Source organism: Ruegeria sp. CL3, from assembly GCF_056536505.1.
Genome location: NZ_JBQFPT010000006.1, coordinates 216,414 through 239,149, shown reverse-complemented (window position 1 = coordinate 239,149; position 22,736 = coordinate 216,414). Strand labels below are relative to the sequence as shown.

Here is a 22,736-nt window from a genome sequence, read left to right as displayed (position 1 = left end):
CTTGCACCTTGGCGCATTCTTTGTCATTGCCTGTGCCGACTGGATATCTGCCAAAAAAGGCCCCGAGCAATGAAATTCACTCTGTCCTGGCTGAAAGACCACCTCGACACCAATGCGTCGGTTGATGAGATCACTGAGGCGCTGACCGATCTTGGCCTTGAGGTCGAAGAGGTCGTGAACCCGGCGGACCGTCTGGCGGGCTTTACCTTGGGCCATGTGAAACATGCCGAGAAGCACCCCGACGCCGACAAACTGCGCGTCTGCACGGTGGCGACGGATGAGGGCGATCTGCAGATCATCTGCGGCGCCCCAAACGCGCGCGAAGGCATTACGGTCGTTGTCTGCAAGCCGGGCATGTATATCCCCGGTCTGGATATCACCATCAGCGTCGGCAAGATCCGAGGCGTTGAGAGCTTTGGCATGATGGCCTCGGAGCGCGAGCTGGAGCTGTCGGATGAGCATGACGGTATCATTGAACTGCCGTCAGGCGAGGTCGGCGACACGTTCGTCGATTGGCTGGCCGAGAATGACCCCTCCAAGATCGACCCGATGATCGAGATTGCGATCACCCCCAACCGCCCGGATGCGTTGGGCGTAGCAGGTATCGCGCGCGACCTGGCTGCGCGCGGCGTTGGCACGCTGAAAGAGCGCGCCTATGCGCCGGTGCCGGGTGATTTCGACAGCCCGATCAAGGTGACGATTGATGAGGATACGCTGGACGGCGCGCCTCATTTCACCGGCCGTCTGATCCGAGGCGTTAAAAACGGCCCCAGCCCGCAGTGGTTGCAGGATCAGTTGAAGGCAATCGGTCTGCGTCCGATCTCGGCCTTGGTCGATATCACCAACTACATGACCTATGACCAGAACCGCCCGCTTCACGTGTTTGACGCGGACAAGGTGCAGGGCAACCTGCGCGTTCACCGTGCCAAGGGCGGCGAGAAGCTGGTGGCGCTGGACGAAAAAGAATACACGCTGCAGCCCGGCATGATGGTTATCTCGGACGACAAAGGACCTGAGTCCATTGCCGGTATCATGGGCGGTGAGGAAACCGGCTGTACTGGCGAGACGGTGAATGTCTTTCTCGAAAGCGCGTTCTGGGATCACGTACAGATCGCGCTGACCGGTCGTGCACTCAAGATCAACTCGGACGCGCGCTATCGGTTCGAACGCGGGATTGACCCGGAATACACGCTGGAAGGGTTGGAGCAGGCGACGCAGATGATTCTGGGTATCTGCGGCGGTGAGGTTTCCAAGGTGGTTGAGGCTGGCAAAGCTCCGAACCATGCGCGGGCCTACAAGTTGGATGCGGCGCGTGTGCAGTCTCTGGTCGGGATGGAAATTGCCGAAAGCGAGCAGCGCCAAACTCTGACCCGTCTGGGCTTCCGTCTGGAAGGCGAGATGGCGCATGTGCCCAGCTGGCGTCCAGATGTCATGGGCGAGGCCGATCTGGTGGAAGAGGTCGCGCGGATCGCGTCTCTGACCAAGTTGCAGGGCAAGCCCTTGCCGCGCGTGACCGATGGTATCCCGAATCCCGTAATGACCCCGACACAGCGTCGTCAGTCGATGGCGCGACGTACCTGTGCCGCGTTGGGGTATAACGAATGCGTCTCATATACCTTCATCGATCAGGCCTCGGCCGCGCTGTTTGGCGGCGGTGATGATGCGACGCGTCTGGAGAACCCGATCTCGTCCGAGATGAGTCATATGCGCCCCGATCTGCTGCCCAGCCTGCTGCAAGCTGCGGCGCGCAATCAGGCGCGCGGCTATGCTGACGTGGCCTTGTTCGAGGTCGGCCCGGTCTTCCATGACGGCGAACCGGGTGATCAGAAGACACAGATCTCCGGCCTGCTAGTTGGCCGCAACGGTCCCAAAGACGTCCACGGCGCGTCCCGGCCGGTTGATCTTTTTGATGCCAAAGCGGATGCCGAGGCGATTCTGGCTGCAATCGGCGCTCCGGCGAAGGTTCAGATCCTGCGCGACGGAGACGCCTGGTGGCATCCGGGTCGTCACGGCAAGATCTGCCTAGGCCCGAAAAAGGTTCTGGGCGTGTTTGGCGAGTTGCACCCGCGCATCCTGCAGGCGATGGATATCAAAGGTCCGGCGATGGCCTTCACCATCTGGCCGGATGAGGTGCCGCTGCCGCGCAAATCCGGCGCAACCCGCGCCGCGCTGGAACTGCGCGATCTGCAAGCCGTCGAGCGTGACTTTGCCTTTGTGGTCGATGATACTGTCGAAGCTCTGACTTTGGTGAACGCTGCGGCGGGGGCCGATAAGGCCCTGATCGAAGACGTTCGCGTTTTTGATGAGTTCATCGGCGGGAGCCTCGGTGAGGGCAAGAAATCTCTGGCCATCACCGTGCGGTTGCAGCCGAAAGACGAGACGCTGAAAGAAAAGGATATCGAGGCAGTGGCTGAGAAGATCATTGCCAAGGTGTCAAAAGCCACAGGCGGCGTTCTGCGCGGCTAAGGGTGATCCACCCTCGGTCACAAGATTTTTAGAAAGATGAAGGGGCGAATGCGCCCCTTTTTCATGGGAGGAAACGCAAGATGTTGAAAGTTTATCTTTCTGGTGAGATTCACACCGATTGGCGCGAGCAGATCATTTCGGGTGCTGAGGGGCTGGATGTCACGTTCAGCAGCCCAGTGACCGATCACGCGGCCAGTGATGATTGTGGTGTCGCCGTCTTGGGCGCAGAGCCGAACAAGTATTGGCACGACCACAAGGGAGCGATGGTGAACGCGATCCGGACGCGTAAGGGAATCTCGGATGCGGATGTTGTGGTTGTCCGGTTCGGTGACAAATACAAGCAGTGGAACGCTGCCTTTGACGCAGGCTACGCGGCTGCGTTGGGCAAGTCGATCATTGTGCTGCACGGCCCCGATCATCAGCACGCGTTGAAAGAGGTCGATGCCGCCGCGCTGGCAGTTGCGGAGGAACCGCGCCAGGTGGTGGAGATCCTGCGCTATGTTCTGACCGGCGCACTGCCGGGCTAGGTTGCCAAAAGGGCTTGCGCGCCGGGATGGTCGCAAGCCCTTTTGGTGTCAATCGCGGGCGGGTGTCACCAAGCCTTTTTGCACGGCGGGGCGGTCAAGGAACCGATCTAGATAGGCGGTGAGATTGGCGTGGTCATCCCACCCAACGACCTCTTTAGCGCCATAGAAATCCAGCCCGCGCAGCCAGGGTGCGATAGCCATATCGGCGATCGAGTAGTCTCCGGCGATCCAGTCCTGACCCTCGAGTTCCTGGTTCAGGACGTTTAGCAGGCGCTTGGCTTCGTTGATATAGCGCTCGCGCGGGCGGGGGTCTTCGATCTCGCTGCCGGCGAATTTGTAGAAAAAGCCCAATTGTCCGAGCATCGGCCCAAGGCCACCCATCTGGAACATCAGCCATTGCGTGATGCGATGCTTGTCGGTGGCGGATTGGCCAATGAACTGCCCGGTTTTCTCGGCCAGATAGAGCAGGATCGCGCCACTCTCGAACACGCCAATGGGGGTGCTATCCGGGCCATTGGGGTCAATGATCGCGGGGATCTTGTTGTTGGGGTTTAGCGACAGAAACTCGGGGCTTTTGACATCGGCATCGGCCAGGGTAACCTTGTGCGCCTCATAAGGCAGGCCGGTTTCTTCCAGCATGATCGAGGCTTTGACCCCGTTGGGTGTCGGGAAGGAATAAAGCTGAAGGCGATCGGGGTGTTGCGGCGGCCATTTGGCCATGATCGGGAAAGAGGCGGTGTCCAGCATGCGAAAGCTCCTGTTCGGGCGGTTCCATTCGAGTTAGGCACGGAGTCGTGTATTTGTCAGCCCCCCAAGCTGTGCAGTGTAGGTCACCCGTTGTTTGCTGGCGAACAATGGGGAAAACTGCCGAAACTCGCACCTAGACCGATTTGCGTTTTTCACTCACAATTCAGCGAGTCCCGCGCGAAAGCCGCGGGATTGATGTTTGAGAAAGGAAATGCGCGTGGATGAAGTTGCAACACAGGTGGGTGCTTTTGCGCCTCTGATCATGAGCGCGGTCAAGGCGCTGATCGTACTGATTTTGGGCTGGATCGTTGCTGGAGCAATCGCTGGCATGGTGCGGCGACGCATCAACGCAACGCCGCAGATCGACCCGACACTAGGGAACTTCATGGCCAGCCTTGTCAAATGGGCGATCCTGGCGATGGTTCTGGTTGCTGTTCTCGGGATTTTCGGGATCCAGGCAACAAGCATCGTGGCCATTCTGGGTGCCGCGTCTCTGGCGATTGGTCTGGCGCTGCAAGGGACACTCAGCGACCTGGCAGCTGGTGTGATGCTGGTCGTGTTCCGTCCGTATAAACTGGGCCAGTTTGTCGACATCGGCGGGACAGCCGGGACAGTGAAAGACCTCAACCTGTTCACGACCGAATTGGTGACGCCGGACAATGTGCAGATCATCGTGCCAAACGGGCAATCCTGGGGGTCGATCATCACCAACTACTCGGCACATGACACGCGCCGTGTGGATCTGGTGTTCGGGATCGACTATGGCGACAGTGCGGATGAAGCGATGAAGATCATTCTGGACGTTGCGAACGCGGATGCGCGTATTCACAAAGATCCGGAGCCCTGGGTGCGTGTGACCAATCTGGGCGATAGCTCGGTCGATCTGACAGCACGTCTGTGGTGCGCAGCGGCGGACTATTGGGATGTGAAATTCGAGCTGACCAAAACTGTGAAAGAAGCCTTCGATGCGAAGGGCGTCTCGATCCCCTACCCACATTCGGTTGAGATCCACAAAGAGGGCTGAACGCTCCCGCCCGTCGCGCGGGCATTGGAAATGCCCTCCTCCGGTTGGGCCAAGCGCCGCACTTTCGTGCGGCGCTTTCGTTTTTGCGGATGGGGTGTCATTCAAAACCAACCGCGCCGCGCCGATAGGCGCGGCGCTATGCCCAACGCTGTAAATCGCCTTTTGGTAAAAAGGCGATTTCAGGGGCGGGAGTTGTTAGGACTTGATCACCACATTCGGGGAGACAACGTCGATGCCAAGGGCTTTGCCCACCGCATAGTAGGTCAGTTGCCCGGCGTGAACGTTCAGACCCGCCAGCAGGTGGGGGTCGTCCTGACACGCCTGTTTCCAACCTTTGTCCGCCAGTGCCAGCATGAACGGCATCGTCGCGTTACCCAAAGCGATGGTCGAGGTTCGGGCCACCGCGCCCGGCATGTTGGCGACGCAATAATGCATCACACCATCGACTTCATAAATCGGATCGGCATGGGTCGTTGCGCGTGAGGTTTCAAAGCAGCCGCCCTGGTCGATAGCCACGTCCACCAGCACCGCACCGGGCTTCATCGTCGACAGTTGCTCGCGGCTGATCAGTTTCGGAGCAGCTGCGCCTGGGATCAGAACGGCTCCGATCACCATATCGGCGTCCTGGATCAGTTCAGCCGTCGCGCCAGCCGTCGAGTATTGGTTCTTGAATTGCCCGCCAAATACGTCATCCAGATAGCGCAGCCGAGGCAGCGAGCGATCAAGAACTGTCACATCTGCGCCCATACCTGCAGCGATCTTGGCCGCGTGGGTACCAACGACCCCACCACCAATCACGACGACTTTGGCCGGACCTACGCCGGGAACGCCGCCCATCAGCACGCCTCGGCCACCATTGGCCTTCTGCAGGGTCCACGACCCGACCTGAGGCGCCAGACGGCCGGCAACCTCGGACATGGGCGCCAGCAGAGGAAGACCACCGCTTGCGTCCGTGACGGTCTCATAGGCGATTGCGGTACAACCCGAGGCCAGCAGGTCGTGGGTCTGATCCGGGTCCGGGGCGAGGTGAAGGTAGGTGAACAGCAACTGGCCTTCGCGCAGCATCTTGCGCTCTCCGGCCTGAGGTTCCTTGACCTTCACGATCATGTCGGCTGTGGCAAAAACCTCTTCTGCGGTGTCCACGATGCCCGCGCCAGCGGCGACATAGGCGGCATCGTCAAATCCTGCGCCAATCCCGGCACCGGATTCGATCAGCACGTCGTGTCCACGCGCAACCGCTTCCTGCGCGGCGTTGGGCGTCATGCCGACGCGAAATTCCTGGGGTTTGATTTCCTTGGGGCAACCGATTTTCATCTGCACCGTCTCCGTTCATAAACTGCCTAAATTATGTGCAATTCAAGGCGCAATTTTTGTGAAACAAGACGGGCCTTTGTGTTTTTTGTCGGAAGATTTTCGCGTAAACTGCGAAAATCTCGCAAAGGAATTGCAGCAATGAGCCTAGACACGACTGATCGGAAGATACTTTCTGCACTGCAGCGCAATGGTCGAATGTCAAATGCCGAGCTGTCGGAGCAGGCGAACCTGTCCCCCTCGGCCTGCCATCGCCGGGTACAAAGGCTTGAGGCTGACGGCTATATCCGCAATTACGTGGCTTTGCTGGATGCGCGCAAGATGAATGTGCCGACGACCGTCTTTGTCGAGATCACATTGCAGGGCCAGGCCGAAGAAGTTCTGGACGCGTTCGAAAAGGCGGTTTCGCGAATCCCGGACGTTCTAGAATGTCACCTGATGGCCGGAACCGCTGACTACATCCTGAAAGTGGTGGCCGAAGATACCGAGGATTTCGCCCGGATCCACCGTCAATACCTGTCGCGATTGCCCAAAGTGGCGCAGATGCAAAGTTCGTTCGCTTTGCGCACGGTGTTCAAAACAACCGCCCTGCCAGTTTGAACGGCGCCTATTTTCTGCGCGCAGAAAGGCAAAGGACTGCCTTGCGTCAATTCTACGGCTTGTATCCCCGGGGCGGGGCGTCCAAAATTGAGACGATGAGACCCTCGCGCTGCGCCTCCCCGTGATCCCGGCAGCGCGATGTCATCAATTCATCTGATGACATCAGGCGGTTACACAAACCTGCCAGGGTGGGAACCCGAAGAATAATAAGGAGTTGACCTTGGCCTACGAAAACGATGGCGCCCCCAAAGACTGGTTGGAGGCTGAGCTGGAAGATACGCTGGATGAGGACTTCGAGATCGAATTCAGCGAGCCGATGCTGTCGATGGAAGTTCGCAAGATCTATCGGGAACAGCATCCGGATATGCTGGACCGAAAGGTTTATTTCCGAAACCTGCTGCGCCTTCAGGCTGAGTTGATCAAGGTGCAGGACTGGGTTCAGCACACCGGTGCCAAAGTCTGTATCCTGTTTGAAGGCCGTGACAGTGCGGGCAAGGGTGGTGTGATCAAACGGATCACCCAGCGCCTCAATCCGCGTGTGGCGCGTGTGGTCGCTTTGCCAGCCCCCAGCCGCCGGGAACAAAGTCAGTGGTATTTCCAGCGCTACGTGCCGCACCTGCCTGCAGCCGGTGAGATCGTTCTGTTCGATCGGTCCTGGTACAACCGTGCAGGCGTAGAGCGGGTGATGGGCTTTGCGACCGAGGATCAGGTCGAACAGTTCTTTCAGGACGTTCCTGAATTTGAGCGTATGTTGGTGCGCTCGGGGATCATCTTGCTGAAATACTGGTTCTCGATCACGGATGAAGAACAGCAACTGCGATTCCTCATGCGCATCCATGATCCGATGAAACAGTGGAAGCTGTCGCCCATGGACCTGGAATCCCGCATCCGCTGGGAATCCTACACTAAGGCCAAGGAAGACATGTTCTTCCGCACCAATATCCCCGAGGCGCCGTGGTACATTGTGGAAGGTAATGACAAGAAACGCGAGCGTCTGAACTGTATCGAGCATCTTCTGACCATGATCCCCTATACGGATGTTCCGCATGAGAGGGTCAATCTGCCCGATCGCCGCTACAATCCGGACTACGAACGCCGCGTTCTGCCCGACGAGCTGCACGTACCCAAGATCTACTGATCGTGTTGTGAGGATGCGAGGCAGCGGACTGCCTCGCATCAGGATGGGCCGTCAGGCGACGTCCATCATGCAATCGAAATTGAAGAAGTTGACGAAGAAGACGTCTCCGGAGTCGTCCGATGCCATCTCCGGGCACGACGTGTCATCCGAGGATGGGTCCATATCGTCGACCATCACCAGATCCAAGTCATCCTCGGGTTCGTCCGGAGTCATGACGTCATCATTCCAGGCGAATTGATCCAACTGCATCTGCAGCTGTTGAATGAACGCCTCAATTTCGGCGAGGAAAGCTGCTACGTCGAAACAACCGCTATCAGGGTCCTCGATCTCGGTGACATTGGTCTCGGGCTGCTCGGGCTCTGGATCATCAGTCTCAGTGACGTCGGTCTCGGGTTGTTCAGGTTCCGGGTCCTCGGTCTCGGTGAAATCGGTTTCGGGCTGTTCCGGTTCTGGATCTTCCGTCTCGGTGACATCGGTTTCGGGCAGTTCAGGTTCCGGGTCTTCGGTCTCGGTGACGTCAGTTTCGGGCTGCTCGGGCTCCGGGTCTTCTGTCTCGGTGACGTCAGTTTCGGGCTGCTCGGGTTCCGGGTCCTCTGTCTCTGTGACATCAGTCTCAGGCTGTTCCGGTTCCGGATCTTCCGTCTCGGTGACATCGGTTACCGGTTGTTCCTGAGTTGGGTCTTCGGTTTCCGTCACATCTGTTTCCGGTTCCTCGGGCACTGGATCTTCAGCCGGGGGCGGCGTCATGGCGGTGTCGTCAATGTCCAGCATGACCTCTGCGTCAGTTGTGGCAAAGTTTTGCGTCACCATGACTGCGTCAAAGCCCTGCATGTCGCCCGTCTCAACGCCGATCCCGATATATTTGAAATCGGGGTTCAGAATGTTGGCCCTGTGGCCGGGGCTGTTCATCAGGTTCTGGTGCAGTTGCGCGACATCATCGCTGATGCCTGGGGCGCCGCGCTCGGATTGCCAGGCGATATTCTCGCCCGTGCGCCAGTTGCCTTCCAGATCGAAACCGGCCGACTGCATGCGCTGGGTTGCGCTGGATCCGCCCGATCCGGTGTGGCTGAACCGGTCCGTATTCAGCATCCATGCGCTGTGGTCTTCTGATGACTCGTTAAGCTGTCTTTCAAGTTGCAGGGGGTCCAGACCGCGGGATGTGCGCTCTTGGTTGATGAGCGCCAGCATCTCTCGTTCTACTTCACTTGCTGTAGACATTTTTGCCTCCGTTTTATGTTTTGTCTGAGTGGACGAGCCCAGTTATCGGGGCCACCAAAGACATGAACAGAGAGGCGATGAAAATCGGCGCTTTTCGGCGAGACGATGCAGTCGGACGCAGATTCGCTGCGCTGGAAAACGCCGAGAAAGAGGCGAGACTAAGGCTCGGCGAGTTATCGCACTGGTTGTGCAGTGGCGCGGGCAAAAACGCACTTAGAAACGACAAACCCCCGGGCGATGCCTCGGGGGTCGTCAAATAGTGTCATCCAAAACTGGACGAGCGTCAGGTGCTTAGAGCAAACCTTCGCGCTGTGCTTTCTTACGTGCCAGTTTACGGGCACGACGGATCGCTTCAGCCTTCTCGCGCGCTTTTTTCTCGGACGGTTTCTCGAAATGTTGCTTCAGCTTCATTTCACGGAACACGCCTTCGCGCTGCAGCTTTTTCTTCAGGGCACGAAGCGCCTGATCGACGTTGTTGTCGCGAACACTAACCTGCATGTGGTTGTCACCACCTTTCTAGATAGAGTTGCAAGGAAATTGCAGGAGTTGGCCGTATAGCAAAGCCGCTCTATCTTGTCTAGTACTGTGCCCAAGCACCGGAGACCCACCATGACCGTCACATATGAAGACACCAAGAAACAGCTGCTGGACGCGATCCTGATGCATGTCCCGTTCGATGGCTGGTCCGAGGCCAGCTTTCGCGCGGCCGTTGTCGATTGCGATCTGGATGACGGTCTGGCCCGTGCGATCTGCCCGCGCGGCGCGGTCGATCTGGCGCTGGCCTACCACGCGCGAGGCGATCAGGTCATGCTGGACAGAATCAAGTCCACTGACATGAGCGAGCTGAAGTTTCGTGAAAAGGTCGCCGCCGCCGTTCGGTTCCGGCTTGAGGCTGTTGAGGACAAGGAACTGGTGCGCAGGGGCATGACCCTGTTTTCACTGCCCAACCACGCCGCGGATGGTGCCAAGGCCGTCTGGGGGACTTGCGATCTGATTTGGGACGCGCTGGGCGATACGTCCGATGATGTAAACTGGTACACCAAGCGCGCAACCCTATCGGGGGTCTATTCGTCGACACTGCTGTTCTGGCTGGGGGATGATTCGCCGGATCACCAGAACAGTTGGGCGTTTCTGGATCGTCGCATCGAAAACGTGATGCAGTTCGAAAAGCTCAAGGCGCAGGTGAACGGCAACCAGTTGCTCAAGCCATTGCTGGCCGTTCCGAATTGGTTTGCAGCTCAGGTGAAACCTCCGATGAAGATGCGGGCTGATTTGCCGGGGATGTTGAACCCGCGCAAGTAAGCATCTGGGCCTTTGCTTTTTGGCCTGCTAGGCATTGGGCAAAGGAGATTTGCCCATGACTTCGCCCGAGACCCAGACAATGCGTGCCGTCGAAATCACCGAACCCGGCGGCCCTGATGTCCTGCAACTGACCGAACGACCGATTCCCGAGCCGGCGGCCGGGCAGGTTGTTTTGAAAGTGGCCTATGCTGGCGTGAACCGACCGGACGCGCTGCAGCGCGCCGGGGCCTATGATCCGCCTCCCGGTGCAAGCGATCTGCCGGGGCTTGAGGCCTCGGGCGAAGTGGTTGCGATTGGCGCGGGCGTTGAGGGGCTCTCGATCGGTGACAAAGTCTGCGCGCTGCTTCCGGGCGGCGGATATGCTGAATATGTCGCCACGCCCGCCGCGCATTGCCTGCCTGTTCCCGATGGCATGGACCTAAAGCAAGCCGCCTGCCTGCCAGAGACCTTTTTCACTGTCTGGTCGAATGTCTTCACGCGCGGAGGTCTGAAAGCGGGTGAGCGGTTCCTTGTCCATGGTGGATCTAGCGGTATCGGAACGACGGCGATCCAATTGGCGAACGCGTTTGGCGCGCGTGTCTTTGCGACGGCGGGCTCGGTTGAGAAATGTGCGGCCTGTGTGAGCTTGGGGGCCGAAAAAGCGATCAACTACTGGGATGAAGACTTCGTTGGGGTCATGCGGGCCGAAGGTGGAGCGAACCTGATCCTCGATATGGTTGGAGGCGACTATATCCCGCGTAACGTGAAAGCGCTGGCCGAGGATGGACGTCTGGTTCAGATCGCCTTTTTGCAAGGACCCGTGGCCGAGTTGAACTTTGCCCTGATGATGGTGAAACGCCTAACGCTGACCGGCAGCACGCTGCGGCCGCAAAGCGATCTGGCCAAGGCGAAGATCGCTCAGGACCTGCACGAGGCCGTCTGGCCGCTGCTCTCTGCAGGCAAGGTCGCGCCGGTGATGCACAGCGAATTCCCTCTGGCCGAGGCCGCTGCGGCGCACACGCTCATGGAAAGCTCGCAGCATATTGGCAAGATCGTTCTGAACGTCGCGGGCTAGAGACCTTTTGGGTTACGCAACAGCGCGCCGGTAGAGGTGCCATGTTGCGTGGCCCAGAACGGGCATCACGACGATCAGCCCCAGCAGCATTGGGATCGCGCCCAGCACCAGCAGGGTCGCGACGATGAAGCCCCAACCCATGATGACGCCGGGATTGTGGCGCAGCACGCGAACGGATGTCACAACGGCCACGGGCAGCCCTACTTTACGGTCCAGCAGAAGCGGGAAGCTGACAACGCTGACCGCCAGCGCAATCAGCGCGAAAAAGAACCCCGCAGCGGTACCGAAGATGACCATTGTCCACCCCGCACCGGTGGTCAGGACCTCGGTCGCAAATGCGCCCAGCGAGGCAGGCGGTTCGGGGCCGAGCGTCTGCGCATAGACGCTTTGAGCGACCATCAGCCAGACAAGCAGCAGCAGGACTAAATAGAACCCGAGCGCCAGAATTGCCCCGAAGGAGGGCGATCGGAACACACCGAACGCGTCCAGCCAATGGACCTCTCCGCCTTGTTCGCGCTTGCGGCTGATTTCATATAGACCAACGGCTGCGATCGGGCCGATCAGGGCAAAGCCTGCGATCAGGGGTGCCAGCAATGGCACCAGATCCATGTTCATTGCAAAGCCCACCATCAACAGCCCGGCGATTGGGTAGATCAGCACAATAAAGATCGCATCCGCGCGGGTTTCCAGAAAGTCCGTGTATCCGGCCCTCAGGCAGTATTTCAGGTCGTTGAATGTGAGTGGCTGCACCATGGGCAGGTGGCGCACGTCCGAGCTGCCCAGGTGCGAGACGCTTTCCGAGACGTGATCGCTAGTTGCTCCAAGGCTTTGGGCCGCCCAGCTGATCGGATTACCGATAGTTTTTGCCATTTTGTTCCCTTCCTTGGCGAGTGGTGCGCCGCGGAATGGATCCGGCTGAGGGTTGCTCGTGGCCGGACCAGCCGGCAACGCCTGTATGCAGTATAGCACAGTTTTGGAATTTCCCGAATTGCCGCCGCCGCATCGCCCGGATTGTCTTGCCGCGCAGGCGTGTTAGCTTGAGCAAAGGCAAGAGGAGGTCAGAATGCAGCAAACTGCGCGTACAGTTGTCATTGAGGAATTCGGCGGACCCGAGGTCCTCCAGATCAAGGACAAGCCTTTAGGCGATCCCGGCCCCGGCGAAGTTCGCATTCGCCATGAGGCGTGCGGGTTGAACTTCATTGATGTCTATCAACGAACGGGCCTCTATCCTCTTGAATTGCCGCATGCATTGGGGATGGAGGCTGCGGGCGTGATCGAGGCTGTCGGTGAAGGCGTGACGCATTTGCAGCCGGGCCAACGCGCGGCCTATGCCAGCGCCCCGTCCGGCGCCTATTGCGAGGCGCGGGTGATGCCCGCAGCGCAGGTATGCCCTCTGCCGGATGGCATCCCCTTCGAAATAGCCGCCGGGATGATGTTGAAAGGTCTGACGGTCGAATATCTGTTCCATCGCACCACTCCCTTGAAGCGCGGCGACACGGTTCTGTTTCACGCGGCTGCGGGCGGTGTTGGGCTGATCGCCTGCCAATGGGCGAAATCCGAAGGCATCAAGCTGATCGGAACCGCAGGGACAGATGAAAAATGCAGTCTGGCGCAATTTAACGGCGCGGCCCATTGCATCAACTACCGAACCGAGAACTTTGCCGAACGCGTTGCCGAACTGACCGGCGGCAAGGGTGTCGATGTGGTCATGGATTCCGTTGGGGCCGATACGTTTGATGGCTCATTGGACTGCCTGAAGCCTTTGGGGATGATGATATCCTTCGGCAATGCATCCGGGCCGGTGCCGCCGGTTAATATCGGCGTTCTCGGGCAGAAAGGCTCGCTCAAGATCACCCGCCCGACCCTGTTTACGCATATTGCCGATCATGCGGTTTGTCAGGCGATGGCGCGGCGGTTGTTTGGCAAGGTTCAAGGCGGCGAGGTCAAGATCCATATCGACCAACGCTTCCCTCTGGATCAGATTGCCGAAGCGCACCGCGCGCTAGAGGCGCGGCAAACCACAGGTAGCACAATTCTGGACCTTTAAACGCAGAGACCCGGCGCAGGACGCCGGGTCTGTTCCAGTACAAAGCCGGAAAAATCAGAAGCGGTAGGCCGCTCGAATCTGGAGGGTTGTGGCGTCAACATCCACGCTGGACGAGTTGAAGTTGTCAAACTCGTGATAAAGCAACTCGCCTGCGATGCTGACATTAGGGGCCACGATCTGCTCATAGCCTGCGCCGATGAACCAGCCGTCGTCGCTGCCCAGATTGTCGGTGCCAGCATCCGCATAGCCGCCAACGCCGTATAGAAGACCCTGAGGGTTCACCTTGTAGCCAGCGCGCACTTTGATCCGCCAGACGTCCTCGACAGTTGCGGGGCCGAGATCGATATTGGTCCAGTCATAGTCAAAGCCGCCGCCCACGACCCAGTCGCCCAGATCGTAGTCATATCCAAGGATGATACCGCCAATCGCGCCATCGCCATCGACGCCGGAGACGCTGGTGTCCACGTCGATATAGCCCAATTGCAGACCGCCGTAGAACCCTGTCCAGTTGCCCGAGGATTGGGCCATCGCGGCCCCTGCCGCTAGGGTGGACGCCGCTGTCACAAGTGCCAATCTGCCTATCATGTCTTGATCCTTTCATTCCAAATAACCGCGCGCCAATTTGTGGGTCTGGCTACGCATATCCATACTCAAATACGGCCCTGCCTCAGGACCGGATCATCGTTTGTGGCATATTCCGTACTAGGTCTTGGATCGTTCAGGCCGTCTGGCCCGATGTCCGCCCGTTAAATCTGGGTCTGTCTCAATAAGATAGTTAGTGTTTTCAAAGCTTCAAATAAAATGCGGCGGCAGATCACTCTGCCGCCGACGCGTACTGTCAATTTCAGCGGATTATTGCTGCAGTTCAGCCGGGCTTTTGTCTGCGATGGTTTCCCAGTTGGTGCTGGCTTGCTCGATGAAGCCCGGGATGTCGCCTTCCCAACGTTCCTGGATGTCTTGCGACAGGTTCAGGTACAGTTTGTTGTCAACGATTTTCCAGTGGTTCGGGTCACCGTCGAACTTGAAGCCCATGGCCGCGCCGAAGGCGCAGTAGCCGCCATATGCGGGCAGGTAGGCCTCGGGGTTGGCTTCAAATGCCACTTTGTTTTCTTCCGACGAGAAGCGGTACAGAGCGTCGTTGTGCAGGGCGGTGATGCGGTAGTCGCCTTTGGTTGCTTCGCCAGCGGTGAAATAGGCAACCGGGTCATAGCCTTGCATCGCCAGGCCGGTCGAGCTTGCGTTGAGTTCAACACCAGCGGCCAAGGTCGAAGTGGCCAGAGCAACAGACAGGGCAACTCCGCCGATCAGAGATTTAAACGTGTTCATAGCTTCACCTTTCGTGAAAGGGCCGCGCGACCTCGCCTGAATTGCGATTTGCGGACCCGGGATTTTATCTTGTGAGACCGGTAATTGGCCGCCACGGACTGCAGATGGGAGGCGGGTTGATCACGTTCAAAACAATGAATTGTGATTGTGCCAAGACACAGAGGTGCTGTGCAAAAATGCGGAATATCAATCAGATATCCGGGGTCAGCGCCAATACGAAATCCACCACTTTGGGGGCGGGCATTTCACAGGGACGCAGCAGCGCGCCGCTGTTTCGCGTCTGGTAGAGGTTCAGGCTGATATAGTCCGTCCCGCCCAGCTCATGCGCGACAAGCTTGTGGGATTTGCCCCCGGCCAGAACCTGCCGCGAGACCACATAGCGCTTGGCATCTGCTCGGCCAGAGAACGTACCGGTGGGCAGGGCGAAAAGTGCCGACAGAAAATCCTCTGGCGGGGTCACGATTTCCCGATTTTCGGCTCGGTCCGGGATTTGATACGTGCCACGTTGTCCTTATGACGCCAGTAGATCAGGAAGGTCAGGGCAATTCCGAGGATGAATGTCGAACCGTCTGTCAGGGTGATGATCCAAGTGGTCGACAAGGCCGCTGCGGCCAGCGCTCCGGCCGAGGACATGCGCCAGATCGCGACGGAGACCAGCCAGGTCAGACAGCAAGCAACACCAACGCGCCAATCCAGCGCCAGCCAAAGGCCGATGAAGGTTGCAACGCCTTTACCGCCCTTGAAGGCAAGCCAAACAGGCAGGCAGTGGCCGAGAAAGGCCATCAGGGCGGCAATCTGCGCCGCGTCCTCACCTGCATAGGCGCGTGCCAGCAGGACCGCCAACGCCCCTTTGCCGCCATCCAGCAGCAGCGTCAGCGCGGCGGCCGGTTTGCTGCCGGTGCGCAGAACATTTGTTGCGCCGATATTGCCCGATCCGATCTGCCGCAGATTACCCAGCCCCATGACGCGCGCGATGATCAGACCAAAAGGGATTGATCCGATCAGGTATCCCAAGGCCGCCCACAGGGCGAGTACGGTCATTGAGCTGTCGATTTCGGGCATCAGGTTCTCCGGTACACGTCTTTGCCGGCCACATAGGTTGCAAGGACCTTACCTTGCATGCGCTGCCCGTCAAACGGTGTGTTCTGCGATTTCGATTTCAGGGCAAACCGGTCCAGCACAAAGGGCACATCCGGGTCGAAAAGAACCAGATCGGCAGGCGCACCCTCCGCCAGACGCCCGCTGTCCAGCCCCAACCGTTTCGCGGGATTCAGCGCCATGGCCCGGAACAGACTGGGCAGGTCCAGTTGCCCTGCATGGAACAGGCGCAGAGCTGCAGGCAGGAAGGTCTCCAACGCAACCGCGCCCGAGGCGGCCTCTTCAAACGGCAGGCGTTTGCTTTCTTCGTCCTGCGGCGTGTGCATCGAGCTGATGATGTCGATCAGGCCGGTGCGCACCGCTTCGATCACGGCCTGCCTATCATCCTCGGACCGCAGGGGCGGCTTGACCTTGAAGAAGGTGCGATAGTCGGCCACGTCCAGCTCATTCAGCGTCAGGTGGTGGATTGAGGTCCCGGCGGTGATGTCCAGCCCGTTGCGCTTGGCACGCTCCAACGCGGGTAGGGCGCGGGCGGTGGTTATCTGGTCGGCATGATAGGCGGCCCCGGTCATCTCTAGCAGGGCGATGTCACGGTCCAGCCCCATTCGTTCCGCCATGGGCGAGACGGCTGGCAACCCGCGCAAAGCAGCAAACTTACCGCTCGTGGCGGCGGCCCCTTTGCTCAATCCCGGTTCCTGAGGGTGCGCGATGACCAGCGCGCCGCAGGATTTGGCATAGGTCAGCGCGCGGGAGAATACCTTGGTGTTGGTGATGACATGATCGCAATCGGTGAAGGCGACCGCGCCCGCGTCCTGTAGAAATCCGATCTCAGTCATCTCACGCCCTTCGCGCCCCTTGGTAAGGGCGGCCATGGGCAGGACGTTTACAGGCGCATCCGCTTGCGCCCGCCGAGTGGCAAATTCCAGCGTTTCCGGCGTGTCGACCGCAGGCAAAGTGTCCGGACGAGTGACGATGGTGGTCACACCGCCCGCAGCGGCGGCCAGACCGGCGGATTTGTAGCTTTCCTTGTGCCGTTCACCCGGTTCGCACACCTTGACGCCGATATCGACAATACCGGGGGCGAGGCATTTGCCGTCGCAGTCGATGACCTCTGCGTTGATGGCAGGGGCGTTTCCGCCCCCCAGCGCCACGATGTGTCCGTTTTCGGCGTGTAGCCAGCCCAAGCTGTCCGTACCGGTTTCCGGGTTGATCAAGCGGGCATTGGTGAAAACGACAGAAGTCATGCTGAGGCCTCTCGGGCTTGGTTCAAGGCCGCCAAAGCGGCATCAGGGTCGGACAGGTATTCGAATACAAGAAACAGGCGGCGTGAAAACACCACGTTCTGACCGCTGCGATGGTAGTTCAACGCGTGGTCGATAGGGACGTTTTTGGGCTTGAAGATCTTGCTGATCCACCAAGCGTTGCGGGTGGTCACCACATAGATACGACTCCTGCGCAGCAGGCGGTCGTACCACATGAGGAACGCAACGAACCCCGTGGACCCGATGAGTTTCCAATAATCGCGCAAGGTGTCGGCGAACCACGGGCTGGCCAGCCATGCCAGACCGAGGCTTAGGATCAAAATCCGGTAAGCCCATCCCACATGAGGTGGGAAATACCCCTGATGCGGTTGCCCGGTCCAGAGGACCTCTTCACCCTCAGGGATATGGGGTCGCCACCACCCGTCACTCATCCCGCGGCCCTTTCGATGGCGGCCTTGGTGGCGGCGGGGTTCGCCTGATACTTGATGAGGTGCTTGTCACCGCCCCGTGTCACAACCTGAACAAAGCTGCCCATCGTATTGACGGCTTCGATCTGGTTCAGCGCGACGACCCGAGGGCCGGGGCCGGTGAGGGTGGTGTCAGACAATTCCCACGTATTGTTCAGCTCTTCGGAGGCCAGATACCAGGCGCGAAACCCGATAGCGGCCAGCCCGGCTGGCGCGCCGGTCCAGACATAGGGGTTGCCAATCAACCACAGCACCAGCATCGCGCCCGCCATTGCAATGGCGGCGAGGGTCAGGTTGGTCTGGATATAGGCGCGTTTGTCCGGGGTGAAGGTCACAGGATCAGCCATAGGGCACCTCCGATAACAAGCAGAGCGATCACCGCCATCAGGGCCGATCCAACACGGCGGGGGGCATCATTGTCGATGGGCGGTTGCGGGGCCGAGAACGGCTTGGCACTTTCGGTTTCAATTGCACCGCCGGTCCAGTTTGTGGCCTCTTCGGTGAACAGACCCAGCAAATGCAGACGAGGATCAGGGTTCAGCTGCGCTGCGCGCCCTCCAAAGGCTGCGCTACGCACGACCATGACCCAGCCTTCGATGGCTTCAAGCATGCTGCGATCCAATTGATCCTCGGGCACGCCGCCGCCCTCGTGCAGGTAGCCATAAAGCCCAAGGTCTTCGAGATCGGAGACCGGGAAAATGTCGATTTGATCGGCGTCTAGACCATCGACACCCAGAACCTGATCGGCCGCGCCGGGTTCGCGCAGGAACTTGGCCTCTTCCGGACGCATGTCCAGCGCGAACAGGCGGATCACACCGTGTTCGTGGGGGGCGACGGTCAGATCGCTCATGCGACCTCGCTCAGGTTGCGGGCCAGAAGCTCCATCGCGGCCATGCGGACGGCGACGCCCATTTCGACCTGTTCCTGAATGACCGAGCGGTTGATGTCGTCGGCCAGCGTACCGTCGATCTCAACCCCGCGGTTCATCGGTCCGGGGTGCATGACAATGGCATCGGGCTTGGCCTGCGCCAGTTTGGCGGCGTCCAGCCCGTAGCGGTGATAATATTCGCGCTCCGAGGGGATGAAGCCGCCGTCCATCCGTTCTTTTTGAAGGCGCAGCATCATGACTACGTCGACGTCTTTAAGGCCCTCGTTCATATCGTCATAGATCTCGGCCCCGAAATCGGCGAATTGCGAGGGGACCAGCGTGGGCGGGCCGATCAGGCGAATGCGGTTCTCCATCTTGCCCAGCAGGATCAGGTTCGACCGCGCCACGCGGGAATGTGCGACGTCGCCGCAGATCGCGACGTTCAGGCGATGCAACCGGCCCTTGGCCCGGCGGATCGTCAGAGCGTCCAGCAAGGCCTGTGTGGGGTGTTCGTGCCGCCCGTCCCCTGCGTTCAGAACCGCGCAATTGACCTTCTGCGCCAGAAGGTCCACGGCCCCGGAATGCGGATGCCGTACCACCAGCAGGTCAGGATGCATTGCGTTCAGTGTCATGGCGGTGTCGATCAGCGTCTCGCCCTTTTTGATCGAGCTGGCCTGCATCGCCATATTCATCACATCCGCGCCCAACCGTTTGCCCGCCAGTTCGAAACTGGCCTGGGTGCGGGTCGAATTCTCGAAGAACATGTTGATCTGCGTCAGCCCCGACAGCACATCCGAATGCTTGGTCGACTGGCGGTTCAGGTCGACGTATTTTTCGGCCAGATCGAGAATGGCGGTGATATCGGATTGCGACAGATGCTCGATGCCAAGAAGGTGACGATGGGCAAAACGCATGGCGGGCTCCTGTCTGACAATCGGACCGCTTATAGAAAGCCACGCGGGCAGAGGCAACCTATGGTTCCGACCCTTCGGGTAGTTTCTCGCACCCGCCTTCGGGTAGGCATTGCTCGCCGGGTTTGCACCACTTGCCATAGCCACAGTCGATGGCCTTGATCGGAACACATCCCTGATGTTCCGAGCATTTGAAGCCGGGGCGGCATTGCGATCCGGTTTCCTCGCACAAGAACCATCCGGGACGCGTGCATCCGCCCCCTGGCAGGCACGACGACCCGCGCGCGCAGGTCAGGCCATCATCGCATACTTGCGGTGGGTCAAGGGCCTCAGGCAAGCTGGGGTTCAAGTCGGGTATGGTTTTTTCACATTGCCCGCGCGCACTGCAAAAGCTGCCTGAGGGACAATCGAGACTTGAGGTGCAAGCGTTTGCCCCAGCAGGCGCACATCGTGTGCCACCCGCGACGCAGCGCTCGAACGCGCCACAGCTGCGACCGCCGCCGCAATAGGTTCCGCCCAAGGGAATGCAGTGACCATCAAAGCTGCACCTCTGCCCGCCCGAGCAGCAGCGGCTGCCGCAGGCAAACTGACCCGCCCGGCATTGATCCGCCCCGCCAAGCAACTGGGCCGAGGCGGGCTCGCCGCCGAGGGCAAGAGCCAGAGCAACCAGAAGGAATCGCAGAAAAGACAGCATGACGCCCGCATGGTCGGTCTGTCCCGGTGCCGAGGCAAGGTCTATTCGCTTTCCCTCAGGCAAAAGCTGGTTAGATTGAGGGGCATGGAATCGGGCTTGGACTATCACACTGCAAAGGCGCTGCTGGAATGGCAGATCGAACTGGGCGCGACCGAGGCGATCGGGGACGCGCCGATTGATCGCTATGCCTTGCCGGATACGACGCCCAAGGCGAAGAAGCCTGCAACCCCGCAAGCCGCGCCGGAAAAGCCCAAACAGGTCGATCCGGTGGCGGTTGCCAAAGCTGCCGCCCAAGGTGCCGCGTCCCTCGACCAGCTGCGCGCGGTGATGGAGGCGTTCGATCTTTGTGAGCTGAAGCGCGGCGCGCGTCAGTTGGTCTTTGCCGATGGTACTCCGGGCGCGCGGGTAATGATCATTGGCGAGGCTCCGGGTCGGGATGAGGATCGGGAAGGCAAACCCTTTGTTGGTCGGGCCGGGCAGCTGTTGGACCGTATGTTGGCCGCGATTGATCTGGACCGTGCGCAGGATGTCTACATCACCAATGTTCTGCCCTGGCGCCCACCGCAGAACCGCGATCCCAAACCCGAAGAGATCGGCATGATGAAGCCGTTTCTGGAACGTCACGTGGCGCTCGCCAAACCCGAGGTGCTGGTGGTGATGGGCAATATCAGCTGTCAGGCGGTTTTGGGCAAACGCGGCATCACACGCTTGCGCGGGAACTGGGATCAGGCGCTGGACCTGCCCGTCATCCCGATGTTCCACCCCGCCTACCTACTGCGACAACCGCAGATGAAAAGACAGGCTTGGGCGGATCTGCTTGAGCTGAAAGCGCGACTGGGGGCCGGGTGATGCGTATCCTGGCGTTTTCGGATCTTCACATGGCACGCAACCGTGCGGCCGATCTGGTGGCGGCCAGCGCCGATGCGGATTTGGTGATCGGGGCCGGAGACTATTGCAACATGCGGAAGGGGCTGGATGAGGCGATGCAGATGCTTTCTGGCATAGCGGCACCGCTGGTTCTAATCCCCGGCAATGCCGAAAGCGCGGCTGAGTTGACGGACGCGGCCCCTGAGGGGGTCCATGTGTTGCACGGAACCGGGATGACGGTCGACGGGTTGCGCTTGTTTGGCTTGGGCTACGGCGTGCCAGTCACGCCGTTTGGCGACTGGTCCTGTGACCTGAGCGAGGCCGAAGCTGCAGAGATGCTGGACCGTTGCGATGGGACGGATGTGCTGGTTGTTCACTCTCCGCCCAAAGGGTTTGGCGATACTACGTCGCAAGGGATGTCCGTCGGATCGGTCGCCGTGCGCGATGCGGTGGAACGCCTGCAACCGGAACTGGTCTTTTGTGGGCATATCCACGATAGCTGGGGCTATCGCGGGTCATTGGGTCGTTCAGAAATCGCCAATCTTGGCCCCAGAACAAATTGGTTTGAGGTTGCGATATGATTGAAACCGTTACTCTGCTGGCCTTTGTCCCTGCCGCGATGTTGCTGAATCTCACACCCGGCGCGGATATGATGTTCTGCTTCGGGCAGGGCCTGAAATCCGGACCCCGTCCGGCGCTGGTGGCAAGCGCCGGGATATCGCTGGGTTTGATGGTGCATGTCCTGCTGGCAGGGCTGGGCCTTGGAGCCTTGGTCAACTCGATGCCATGGCTGTTTGATGTCATCCGCTGGATGGGTGTTGCTTATCTGCTGTATCTGGCCTGGGGCGCGATCCGCAACGGAGCGGTCTCGACCGAAGGGCCAGCAAGACCAACGCGCATGGCGTTTCGGGATGGGATGGTTGTGAACCTGACAAACCCCAAGGTCATCCTGTTCGTTCTGGCCTTTATCCCGCAGTTTATTGATCCTGCGGCGGGCCCGATCCTTGGGCAATTCCTGATCTTTGGCGCGATCATCGCATTGGGTGGTTTTGTCGTGAACGGATTGGTTGGCGTGTTCGCTGGTGGGGCAGGACGGTTGCTGATCGGAAATCCACGCGCCTCACGCATCATGGGATGGGTGACGGGCGGGATTTTCACCGCGCTGGCGCTGCGGCTTGCTATCATGGAAAGGGCTTGACGCCTCATGTCACAAATCGACGAAACGATTGAATTCATTCCCATCCGCATCGCTGTTCTGACCGTCTCGGACACGCGCTCGGTTGACGAGGATCGCTCGGGCCAGACATTGGTGGACCGCATCGAAAAGGCGGGGCATGTGGTTGCAGATCGCAAGATCATCCGGGACGAGCGTGCACAGATCGCCGATCAACTGCGCGCCTGGGTGGCGGATACCGGAATCGATGTTGTGATCTCGACCGGTGGCACCGGGCTGACCGGACGGGACGTGACGGTCGAGGCGCATCGCGACGTCTACGAGAAAGAGATCGACGCATTCGGGACGGTGTTCACCATCATCTCAATGGAGAAAATCGGAACTTCGGCGGTGCAGTCGCGCGCTACGGGTGGCGTGGCAGGCGGCACCTACCTGTTTGCACTTCCGGGCAGCCCCGGGGCGTGCAAGGACGCTTGGGACGGTATCCTCGAGAAACAGCTCGATTTTCGCCACCGCCCCTGCAATTTCGTGGAAATAATGCCCAGATTGGACGAACATCTGCGACGGAAGTAGACTGGTCGCACGTTCAACACCTTATAACCTCTTTGTGGCTTGGCATATTTCGTGCCTCCGCT

At 59.5% G+C, this 22,736-nt stretch carries 28 protein-coding genes; 12 read left to right on the top strand and 16 right to left on the bottom strand.

Annotated elements, in window-relative coordinates:
• Positions 1-69 precede the first annotated feature (69 nt).
• Entirely contained in the window at positions 70-2,466 is a 2,397-nt protein-coding gene (gene pheT, locus ACR0NO_RS11230) for a phenylalanine--tRNA ligase subunit beta (RefSeq protein ID WP_480723982.1), read from the top strand.
• An 80-nt stretch (positions 2,467-2,546) separates the two neighbouring features.
• Positions 2,547-2,993 carry a YtoQ family protein gene (locus ACR0NO_RS11225; protein ID WP_170379140.1) on the top strand — a complete coding sequence of 149 codons (447 nt, stop codon included), beginning with the start codon at positions 2,547-2,549 and terminating at the stop codon, positions 2,991-2,993.
• 48 nt (positions 2,994-3,041) lie between these two features.
• On the opposite strand, the gene ACR0NO_RS11220 is transcribed toward ACR0NO_RS11225, so the two are convergent.
• Positions 3,042-3,740, bottom strand: a complete 699-nt coding sequence (locus tag ACR0NO_RS11220; RefSeq protein ID WP_170469198.1) for a glutathione S-transferase N-terminal domain-containing protein — start codon at positions 3,738-3,740, stop codon at positions 3,042-3,044.
• A 262-nt stretch (positions 3,741-4,002) separates the two neighbouring features.
• On the opposite strand from ACR0NO_RS11220, the gene ACR0NO_RS11215 reads away from it, so the two are divergent.
• On the top strand, positions 4,003-4,764 hold the full coding sequence (locus ACR0NO_RS11215) for a mechanosensitive ion channel family protein (protein WP_480724040.1): 762 nt from the start codon (positions 4,003-4,005) through the stop codon (positions 4,762-4,764).
• 195 nt (positions 4,765-4,959) lie between these two features.
• Here ACR0NO_RS11215 and ald read toward each other — a convergent pair whose 3' ends face one another.
• Positions 4,960-6,078: an alanine dehydrogenase gene (gene ald, locus ACR0NO_RS11210; RefSeq protein ID WP_170469192.1), complete on the bottom strand. Its 1,119-nt coding sequence runs from the start codon at positions 6,076-6,078 to the stop codon at positions 4,960-4,962.
• Between the two features lie 138 nt (positions 6,079-6,216).
• Between ald and ACR0NO_RS11205 the strand changes: the two genes are divergently transcribed.
• Entirely contained in the window at positions 6,217-6,675 is a 459-nt protein-coding gene (locus ACR0NO_RS11205; protein ID WP_170462590.1) for an Lrp/AsnC family transcriptional regulator, read from the top strand.
• 220 nt (positions 6,676-6,895) lie between these two features.
• Complete coding sequence (gene ppk2, locus ACR0NO_RS11200; protein WP_170379135.1) at positions 6,896-7,813, top strand: polyphosphate kinase 2; 918 nt, start codon at positions 6,896-6,898, stop codon at positions 7,811-7,813.
• A 51-nt stretch (positions 7,814-7,864) separates the two neighbouring features.
• On the opposite strand, the gene ACR0NO_RS11195 is transcribed toward ppk2, so the two are convergent.
• A complete protein-coding gene (locus tag ACR0NO_RS11195) occupies positions 7,865-9,031 on the bottom strand; it encodes a CAP domain-containing protein (protein WP_480723981.1) in 1,167 nt (388 codons plus the stop codon).
• A gap of 291 nt (positions 9,032-9,322) precedes the next feature.
• Positions 9,323-9,529, bottom strand: a complete 207-nt coding sequence (rpsU, locus tag ACR0NO_RS11190; RefSeq protein ID WP_005614280.1) for a 30S ribosomal protein S21 — start codon at positions 9,527-9,529, stop codon at positions 9,323-9,325.
• A gap of 111 nt (positions 9,530-9,640) precedes the next feature.
• On the opposite strand from rpsU, the gene ACR0NO_RS11185 reads away from it, so the two are divergent.
• Both ACR0NO_RS11185 and ACR0NO_RS11180 read left to right on the top strand, forming a co-directional pair.
• Positions 9,641-10,333 carry a COQ9 family protein gene (locus tag ACR0NO_RS11185; protein WP_480723980.1) on the top strand — a complete coding sequence of 231 codons (693 nt, stop codon included), beginning with the start codon at positions 9,641-9,643 and terminating at the stop codon, positions 10,331-10,333.
• Between the two features lie 55 nt (positions 10,334-10,388).
• Positions 10,389-11,387 carry an NAD(P)H-quinone oxidoreductase gene (locus ACR0NO_RS11180; RefSeq protein WP_480723979.1) on the top strand — a complete coding sequence of 333 codons (999 nt, stop codon included), beginning with the start codon at positions 10,389-10,391 and terminating at the stop codon, positions 11,385-11,387.
• Between the two features lie 12 nt (positions 11,388-11,399).
• Here ACR0NO_RS11180 and ACR0NO_RS11175 read toward each other — a convergent pair whose 3' ends face one another.
• Entirely contained in the window at positions 11,400-12,257 is an 858-nt protein-coding gene (locus tag ACR0NO_RS11175) for a DUF2189 domain-containing protein (protein ID WP_480723978.1), read from the bottom strand.
• Between the two features lie 193 nt (positions 12,258-12,450).
• Here ACR0NO_RS11175 and ACR0NO_RS11170 point away from each other — a divergent pair, with 193 nt between their 5' ends.
• Positions 12,451-13,434, top strand: coding sequence for a quinone oxidoreductase family protein (locus ACR0NO_RS11170; RefSeq protein WP_480723977.1), 984 nt, complete (start codon positions 12,451-12,453; stop codon positions 13,432-13,434).
• Between the two features lie 54 nt (positions 13,435-13,488).
• Here ACR0NO_RS11170 and ACR0NO_RS11165 read toward each other — a convergent pair whose 3' ends face one another.
• The 11 genes from ACR0NO_RS11165 to ACR0NO_RS11115 all read right to left on the bottom strand — a co-directional run bounded on the left by ACR0NO_RS11165 (position 13,489) and on the right by ACR0NO_RS11115 (position 19,903).
• Positions 13,489-14,019: an outer membrane protein gene (locus tag ACR0NO_RS11165; RefSeq protein ID WP_170553761.1), complete on the bottom strand. Its 531-nt coding sequence runs from the start codon at positions 14,017-14,019 to the stop codon at positions 13,489-13,491.
• A gap of 267 nt (positions 14,020-14,286) precedes the next feature.
• On the bottom strand, positions 14,287-14,760 hold the full coding sequence (locus ACR0NO_RS11160; RefSeq protein ID WP_170379123.1) for a YHS domain-containing (seleno)protein: 474 nt from the start codon (positions 14,758-14,760) through the stop codon (positions 14,287-14,289).
• 190 nt (positions 14,761-14,950) lie between these two features.
• A complete protein-coding gene (locus ACR0NO_RS11155) occupies positions 14,951-15,220 on the bottom strand; it encodes a hypothetical protein (RefSeq protein ID WP_480723976.1) in 270 nt (89 codons plus the stop codon).
• Positions 15,217-15,822: a glycerol-3-phosphate 1-O-acyltransferase PlsY gene (gene plsY, locus ACR0NO_RS11150; protein WP_170678643.1), complete on the bottom strand. Its 606-nt coding sequence runs from the start codon at positions 15,820-15,822 to the stop codon at positions 15,217-15,219. Before plsY ends, ACR0NO_RS11155 begins: the two co-directional genes overlap by 4 nt.
• Entirely contained in the window at positions 15,822-17,102 is a 1,281-nt protein-coding gene (gene pyrC, locus ACR0NO_RS11145; protein ID WP_480723975.1) for a dihydroorotase, read from the bottom strand. Before pyrC ends, plsY begins: the two co-directional genes overlap by 1 nt.
• Entirely contained in the window at positions 17,099-17,551 is a 453-nt protein-coding gene (locus tag ACR0NO_RS11140) for a hypothetical protein (RefSeq protein ID WP_170666774.1), read from the bottom strand. Before ACR0NO_RS11140 ends, pyrC begins: the two co-directional genes overlap by 4 nt.
• Complete coding sequence (locus ACR0NO_RS11135) at positions 17,548-17,934, bottom strand: hypothetical protein (RefSeq protein ID WP_170480953.1); 387 nt, start codon at positions 17,932-17,934, stop codon at positions 17,548-17,550. Before ACR0NO_RS11135 ends, ACR0NO_RS11140 begins: the two co-directional genes overlap by 4 nt.
• Positions 17,919-18,437 carry a hypothetical protein gene (locus tag ACR0NO_RS11130; protein WP_170666775.1) on the bottom strand — a complete coding sequence of 173 codons (519 nt, stop codon included), beginning with the start codon at positions 18,435-18,437 and terminating at the stop codon, positions 17,919-17,921. Before ACR0NO_RS11130 ends, ACR0NO_RS11135 begins: the two co-directional genes overlap by 16 nt.
• On the bottom strand, positions 18,434-19,369 hold the full coding sequence (locus ACR0NO_RS11125) for an aspartate carbamoyltransferase catalytic subunit (RefSeq protein ID WP_170666776.1): 936 nt from the start codon (positions 19,367-19,369) through the stop codon (positions 18,434-18,436). The genes ACR0NO_RS11130 and ACR0NO_RS11125 overlap by 4 nt, the downstream gene beginning before the upstream one ends.
• A 58-nt stretch (positions 19,370-19,427) precedes the next feature.
• A complete protein-coding gene (locus ACR0NO_RS11120; RefSeq protein ID WP_480703352.1) occupies positions 19,428-19,703 on the bottom strand; it encodes a hypothetical protein in 276 nt (91 codons plus the stop codon).
• Positions 19,704-19,711: 8 nt separating this feature from the next.
• A complete protein-coding gene (locus ACR0NO_RS11115) occupies positions 19,712-19,903 on the bottom strand; it encodes a hypothetical protein (protein ID WP_480723974.1) in 192 nt (63 codons plus the stop codon).
• 241 nt (positions 19,904-20,144) lie between these two features.
• Here ACR0NO_RS11115 and ACR0NO_RS11110 point away from each other — a divergent pair, with 241 nt between their 5' ends.
• From ACR0NO_RS11110 to moaB, 4 genes are read left to right on the top strand one after another with little or no spacing between them, the layout of a single operon-like run.
• Entirely contained in the window at positions 20,145-20,909 is a 765-nt protein-coding gene (locus tag ACR0NO_RS11110) for a uracil-DNA glycosylase (protein WP_480724039.1), read from the top strand.
• Positions 20,909-21,508 (top strand): metallophosphoesterase, encoded by a 600-nt coding sequence (locus ACR0NO_RS11105; protein WP_170379102.1) that lies wholly within the window; start codon positions 20,909-20,911, stop codon positions 21,506-21,508. The genes ACR0NO_RS11110 and ACR0NO_RS11105 overlap by 1 nt, the downstream gene beginning before the upstream one ends.
• Entirely contained in the window at positions 21,505-22,125 is a 621-nt protein-coding gene (locus ACR0NO_RS11100) for a LysE family translocator (RefSeq protein WP_480723973.1), read from the top strand. The genes ACR0NO_RS11105 and ACR0NO_RS11100 overlap by 4 nt, the downstream gene beginning before the upstream one ends.
• A 6-nt stretch (positions 22,126-22,131) precedes the next feature.
• On the top strand, positions 22,132-22,674 hold the full coding sequence (gene moaB, locus ACR0NO_RS11095) for a molybdenum cofactor biosynthesis protein B (RefSeq protein ID WP_480723972.1): 543 nt from the start codon (positions 22,132-22,134) through the stop codon (positions 22,672-22,674).
• The last annotated feature ends 62 nt before the right edge of the window (positions 22,675-22,736 follow it).

Bases quoted from the DNA above. Each gene is read 5' to 3' on its own strand.
- pheT (WP_480723982.1), top strand. From the start codon at position 70: ATGAAATTCACTCTGTCCTGGCTGAAAGACCACCTCGACACCAATGCG.
- ACR0NO_RS11225 (WP_170379140.1), top strand. From the start codon at position 2,547: ATGTTGAAAGTTTATCTTTCTGGTGAGATTCACACCGATTGGCGCGAG.
- ACR0NO_RS11220 (WP_170469198.1), bottom strand. From the start codon at position 3,740: ATGCTGGACACCGCCTCTTTCCCGATCATGGCCAAATGGCCGCCGCAA.
- ACR0NO_RS11215 (WP_480724040.1), top strand. From the start codon at position 4,003: ATGAGCGCGGTCAAGGCGCTGATCGTACTGATTTTGGGCTGGATCGTT.
- ald (WP_170469192.1), bottom strand. From the start codon at position 6,078: ATGAAAATCGGTTGCCCCAAGGAAATCAAACCCCAGGAATTTCGCGTC.
- ACR0NO_RS11205 (WP_170462590.1), top strand. From the start codon at position 6,217: ATGAGCCTAGACACGACTGATCGGAAGATACTTTCTGCACTGCAGCGC.
- ACR0NO_RS11195 (WP_480723981.1), bottom strand. From the start codon at position 9,031: ATGTCTACAGCAAGTGAAGTAGAACGAGAGATGCTGGCGCTCATCAAC.
- rpsU (WP_005614280.1), bottom strand. From the start codon at position 9,529: ATGCAGGTTAGTGTTCGCGACAACAACGTCGATCAGGCGCTTCGTGCC.
- ACR0NO_RS11185 (WP_480723980.1), top strand. From the start codon at position 9,641: ATGACCGTCACATATGAAGACACCAAGAAACAGCTGCTGGACGCGATC.
- ACR0NO_RS11180 (WP_480723979.1), top strand. From the start codon at position 10,389: ATGACTTCGCCCGAGACCCAGACAATGCGTGCCGTCGAAATCACCGAA.
- ACR0NO_RS11175 (WP_480723978.1), bottom strand. From the start codon at position 12,257: ATGGCAAAAACTATCGGTAATCCGATCAGCTGGGCGGCCCAAAGCCTT.
- ACR0NO_RS11170 (WP_480723977.1), top strand. From the start codon at position 12,451: ATGCAGCAAACTGCGCGTACAGTTGTCATTGAGGAATTCGGCGGACCC.
- ACR0NO_RS11165 (WP_170553761.1), bottom strand. From the start codon at position 14,019: ATGATAGGCAGATTGGCACTTGTGACAGCGGCGTCCACCCTAGCGGCA.
- ACR0NO_RS11160 (WP_170379123.1), bottom strand. From the start codon at position 14,760: ATGAACACGTTTAAATCTCTGATCGGCGGAGTTGCCCTGTCTGTTGCT.
- plsY (WP_170678643.1), bottom strand. From the start codon at position 15,822: ATGCCCGAAATCGACAGCTCAATGACCGTACTCGCCCTGTGGGCGGCC.
- pyrC (WP_480723975.1), bottom strand. From the start codon at position 17,102: ATGACTTCTGTCGTTTTCACCAATGCCCGCTTGATCAACCCGGAAACC.
- ACR0NO_RS11140 (WP_170666774.1), bottom strand. From the start codon at position 17,551: ATGAGTGACGGGTGGTGGCGACCCCATATCCCTGAGGGTGAAGAGGTC.
- ACR0NO_RS11135 (WP_170480953.1), bottom strand. From the start codon at position 17,934: ATGGCTGATCCTGTGACCTTCACCCCGGACAAACGCGCCTATATCCAG.
- ACR0NO_RS11130 (WP_170666775.1), bottom strand. From the start codon at position 18,437: ATGAGCGATCTGACCGTCGCCCCCCACGAACACGGTGTGATCCGCCTG.
- ACR0NO_RS11125 (WP_170666776.1), bottom strand. From the start codon at position 19,369: ATGCGTTTTGCCCATCGTCACCTTCTTGGCATCGAGCATCTGTCGCAA.
- ACR0NO_RS11115 (WP_480723974.1), bottom strand. From the start codon at position 19,903: ATGGTCACTGCATTCCCTTGGGCGGAACCTATTGCGGCGGCGGTCGCA.
- ACR0NO_RS11110 (WP_480724039.1), top strand. From the start codon at position 20,145: ATGGAATCGGGCTTGGACTATCACACTGCAAAGGCGCTGCTGGAATGG.
- ACR0NO_RS11105 (WP_170379102.1), top strand. From the start codon at position 20,909: ATGCGTATCCTGGCGTTTTCGGATCTTCACATGGCACGCAACCGTGCG.
- ACR0NO_RS11100 (WP_480723973.1), top strand. From the start codon at position 21,505: ATGATTGAAACCGTTACTCTGCTGGCCTTTGTCCCTGCCGCGATGTTG.
- moaB (WP_480723972.1), top strand. From the start codon at position 22,132: ATGTCACAAATCGACGAAACGATTGAATTCATTCCCATCCGCATCGCT.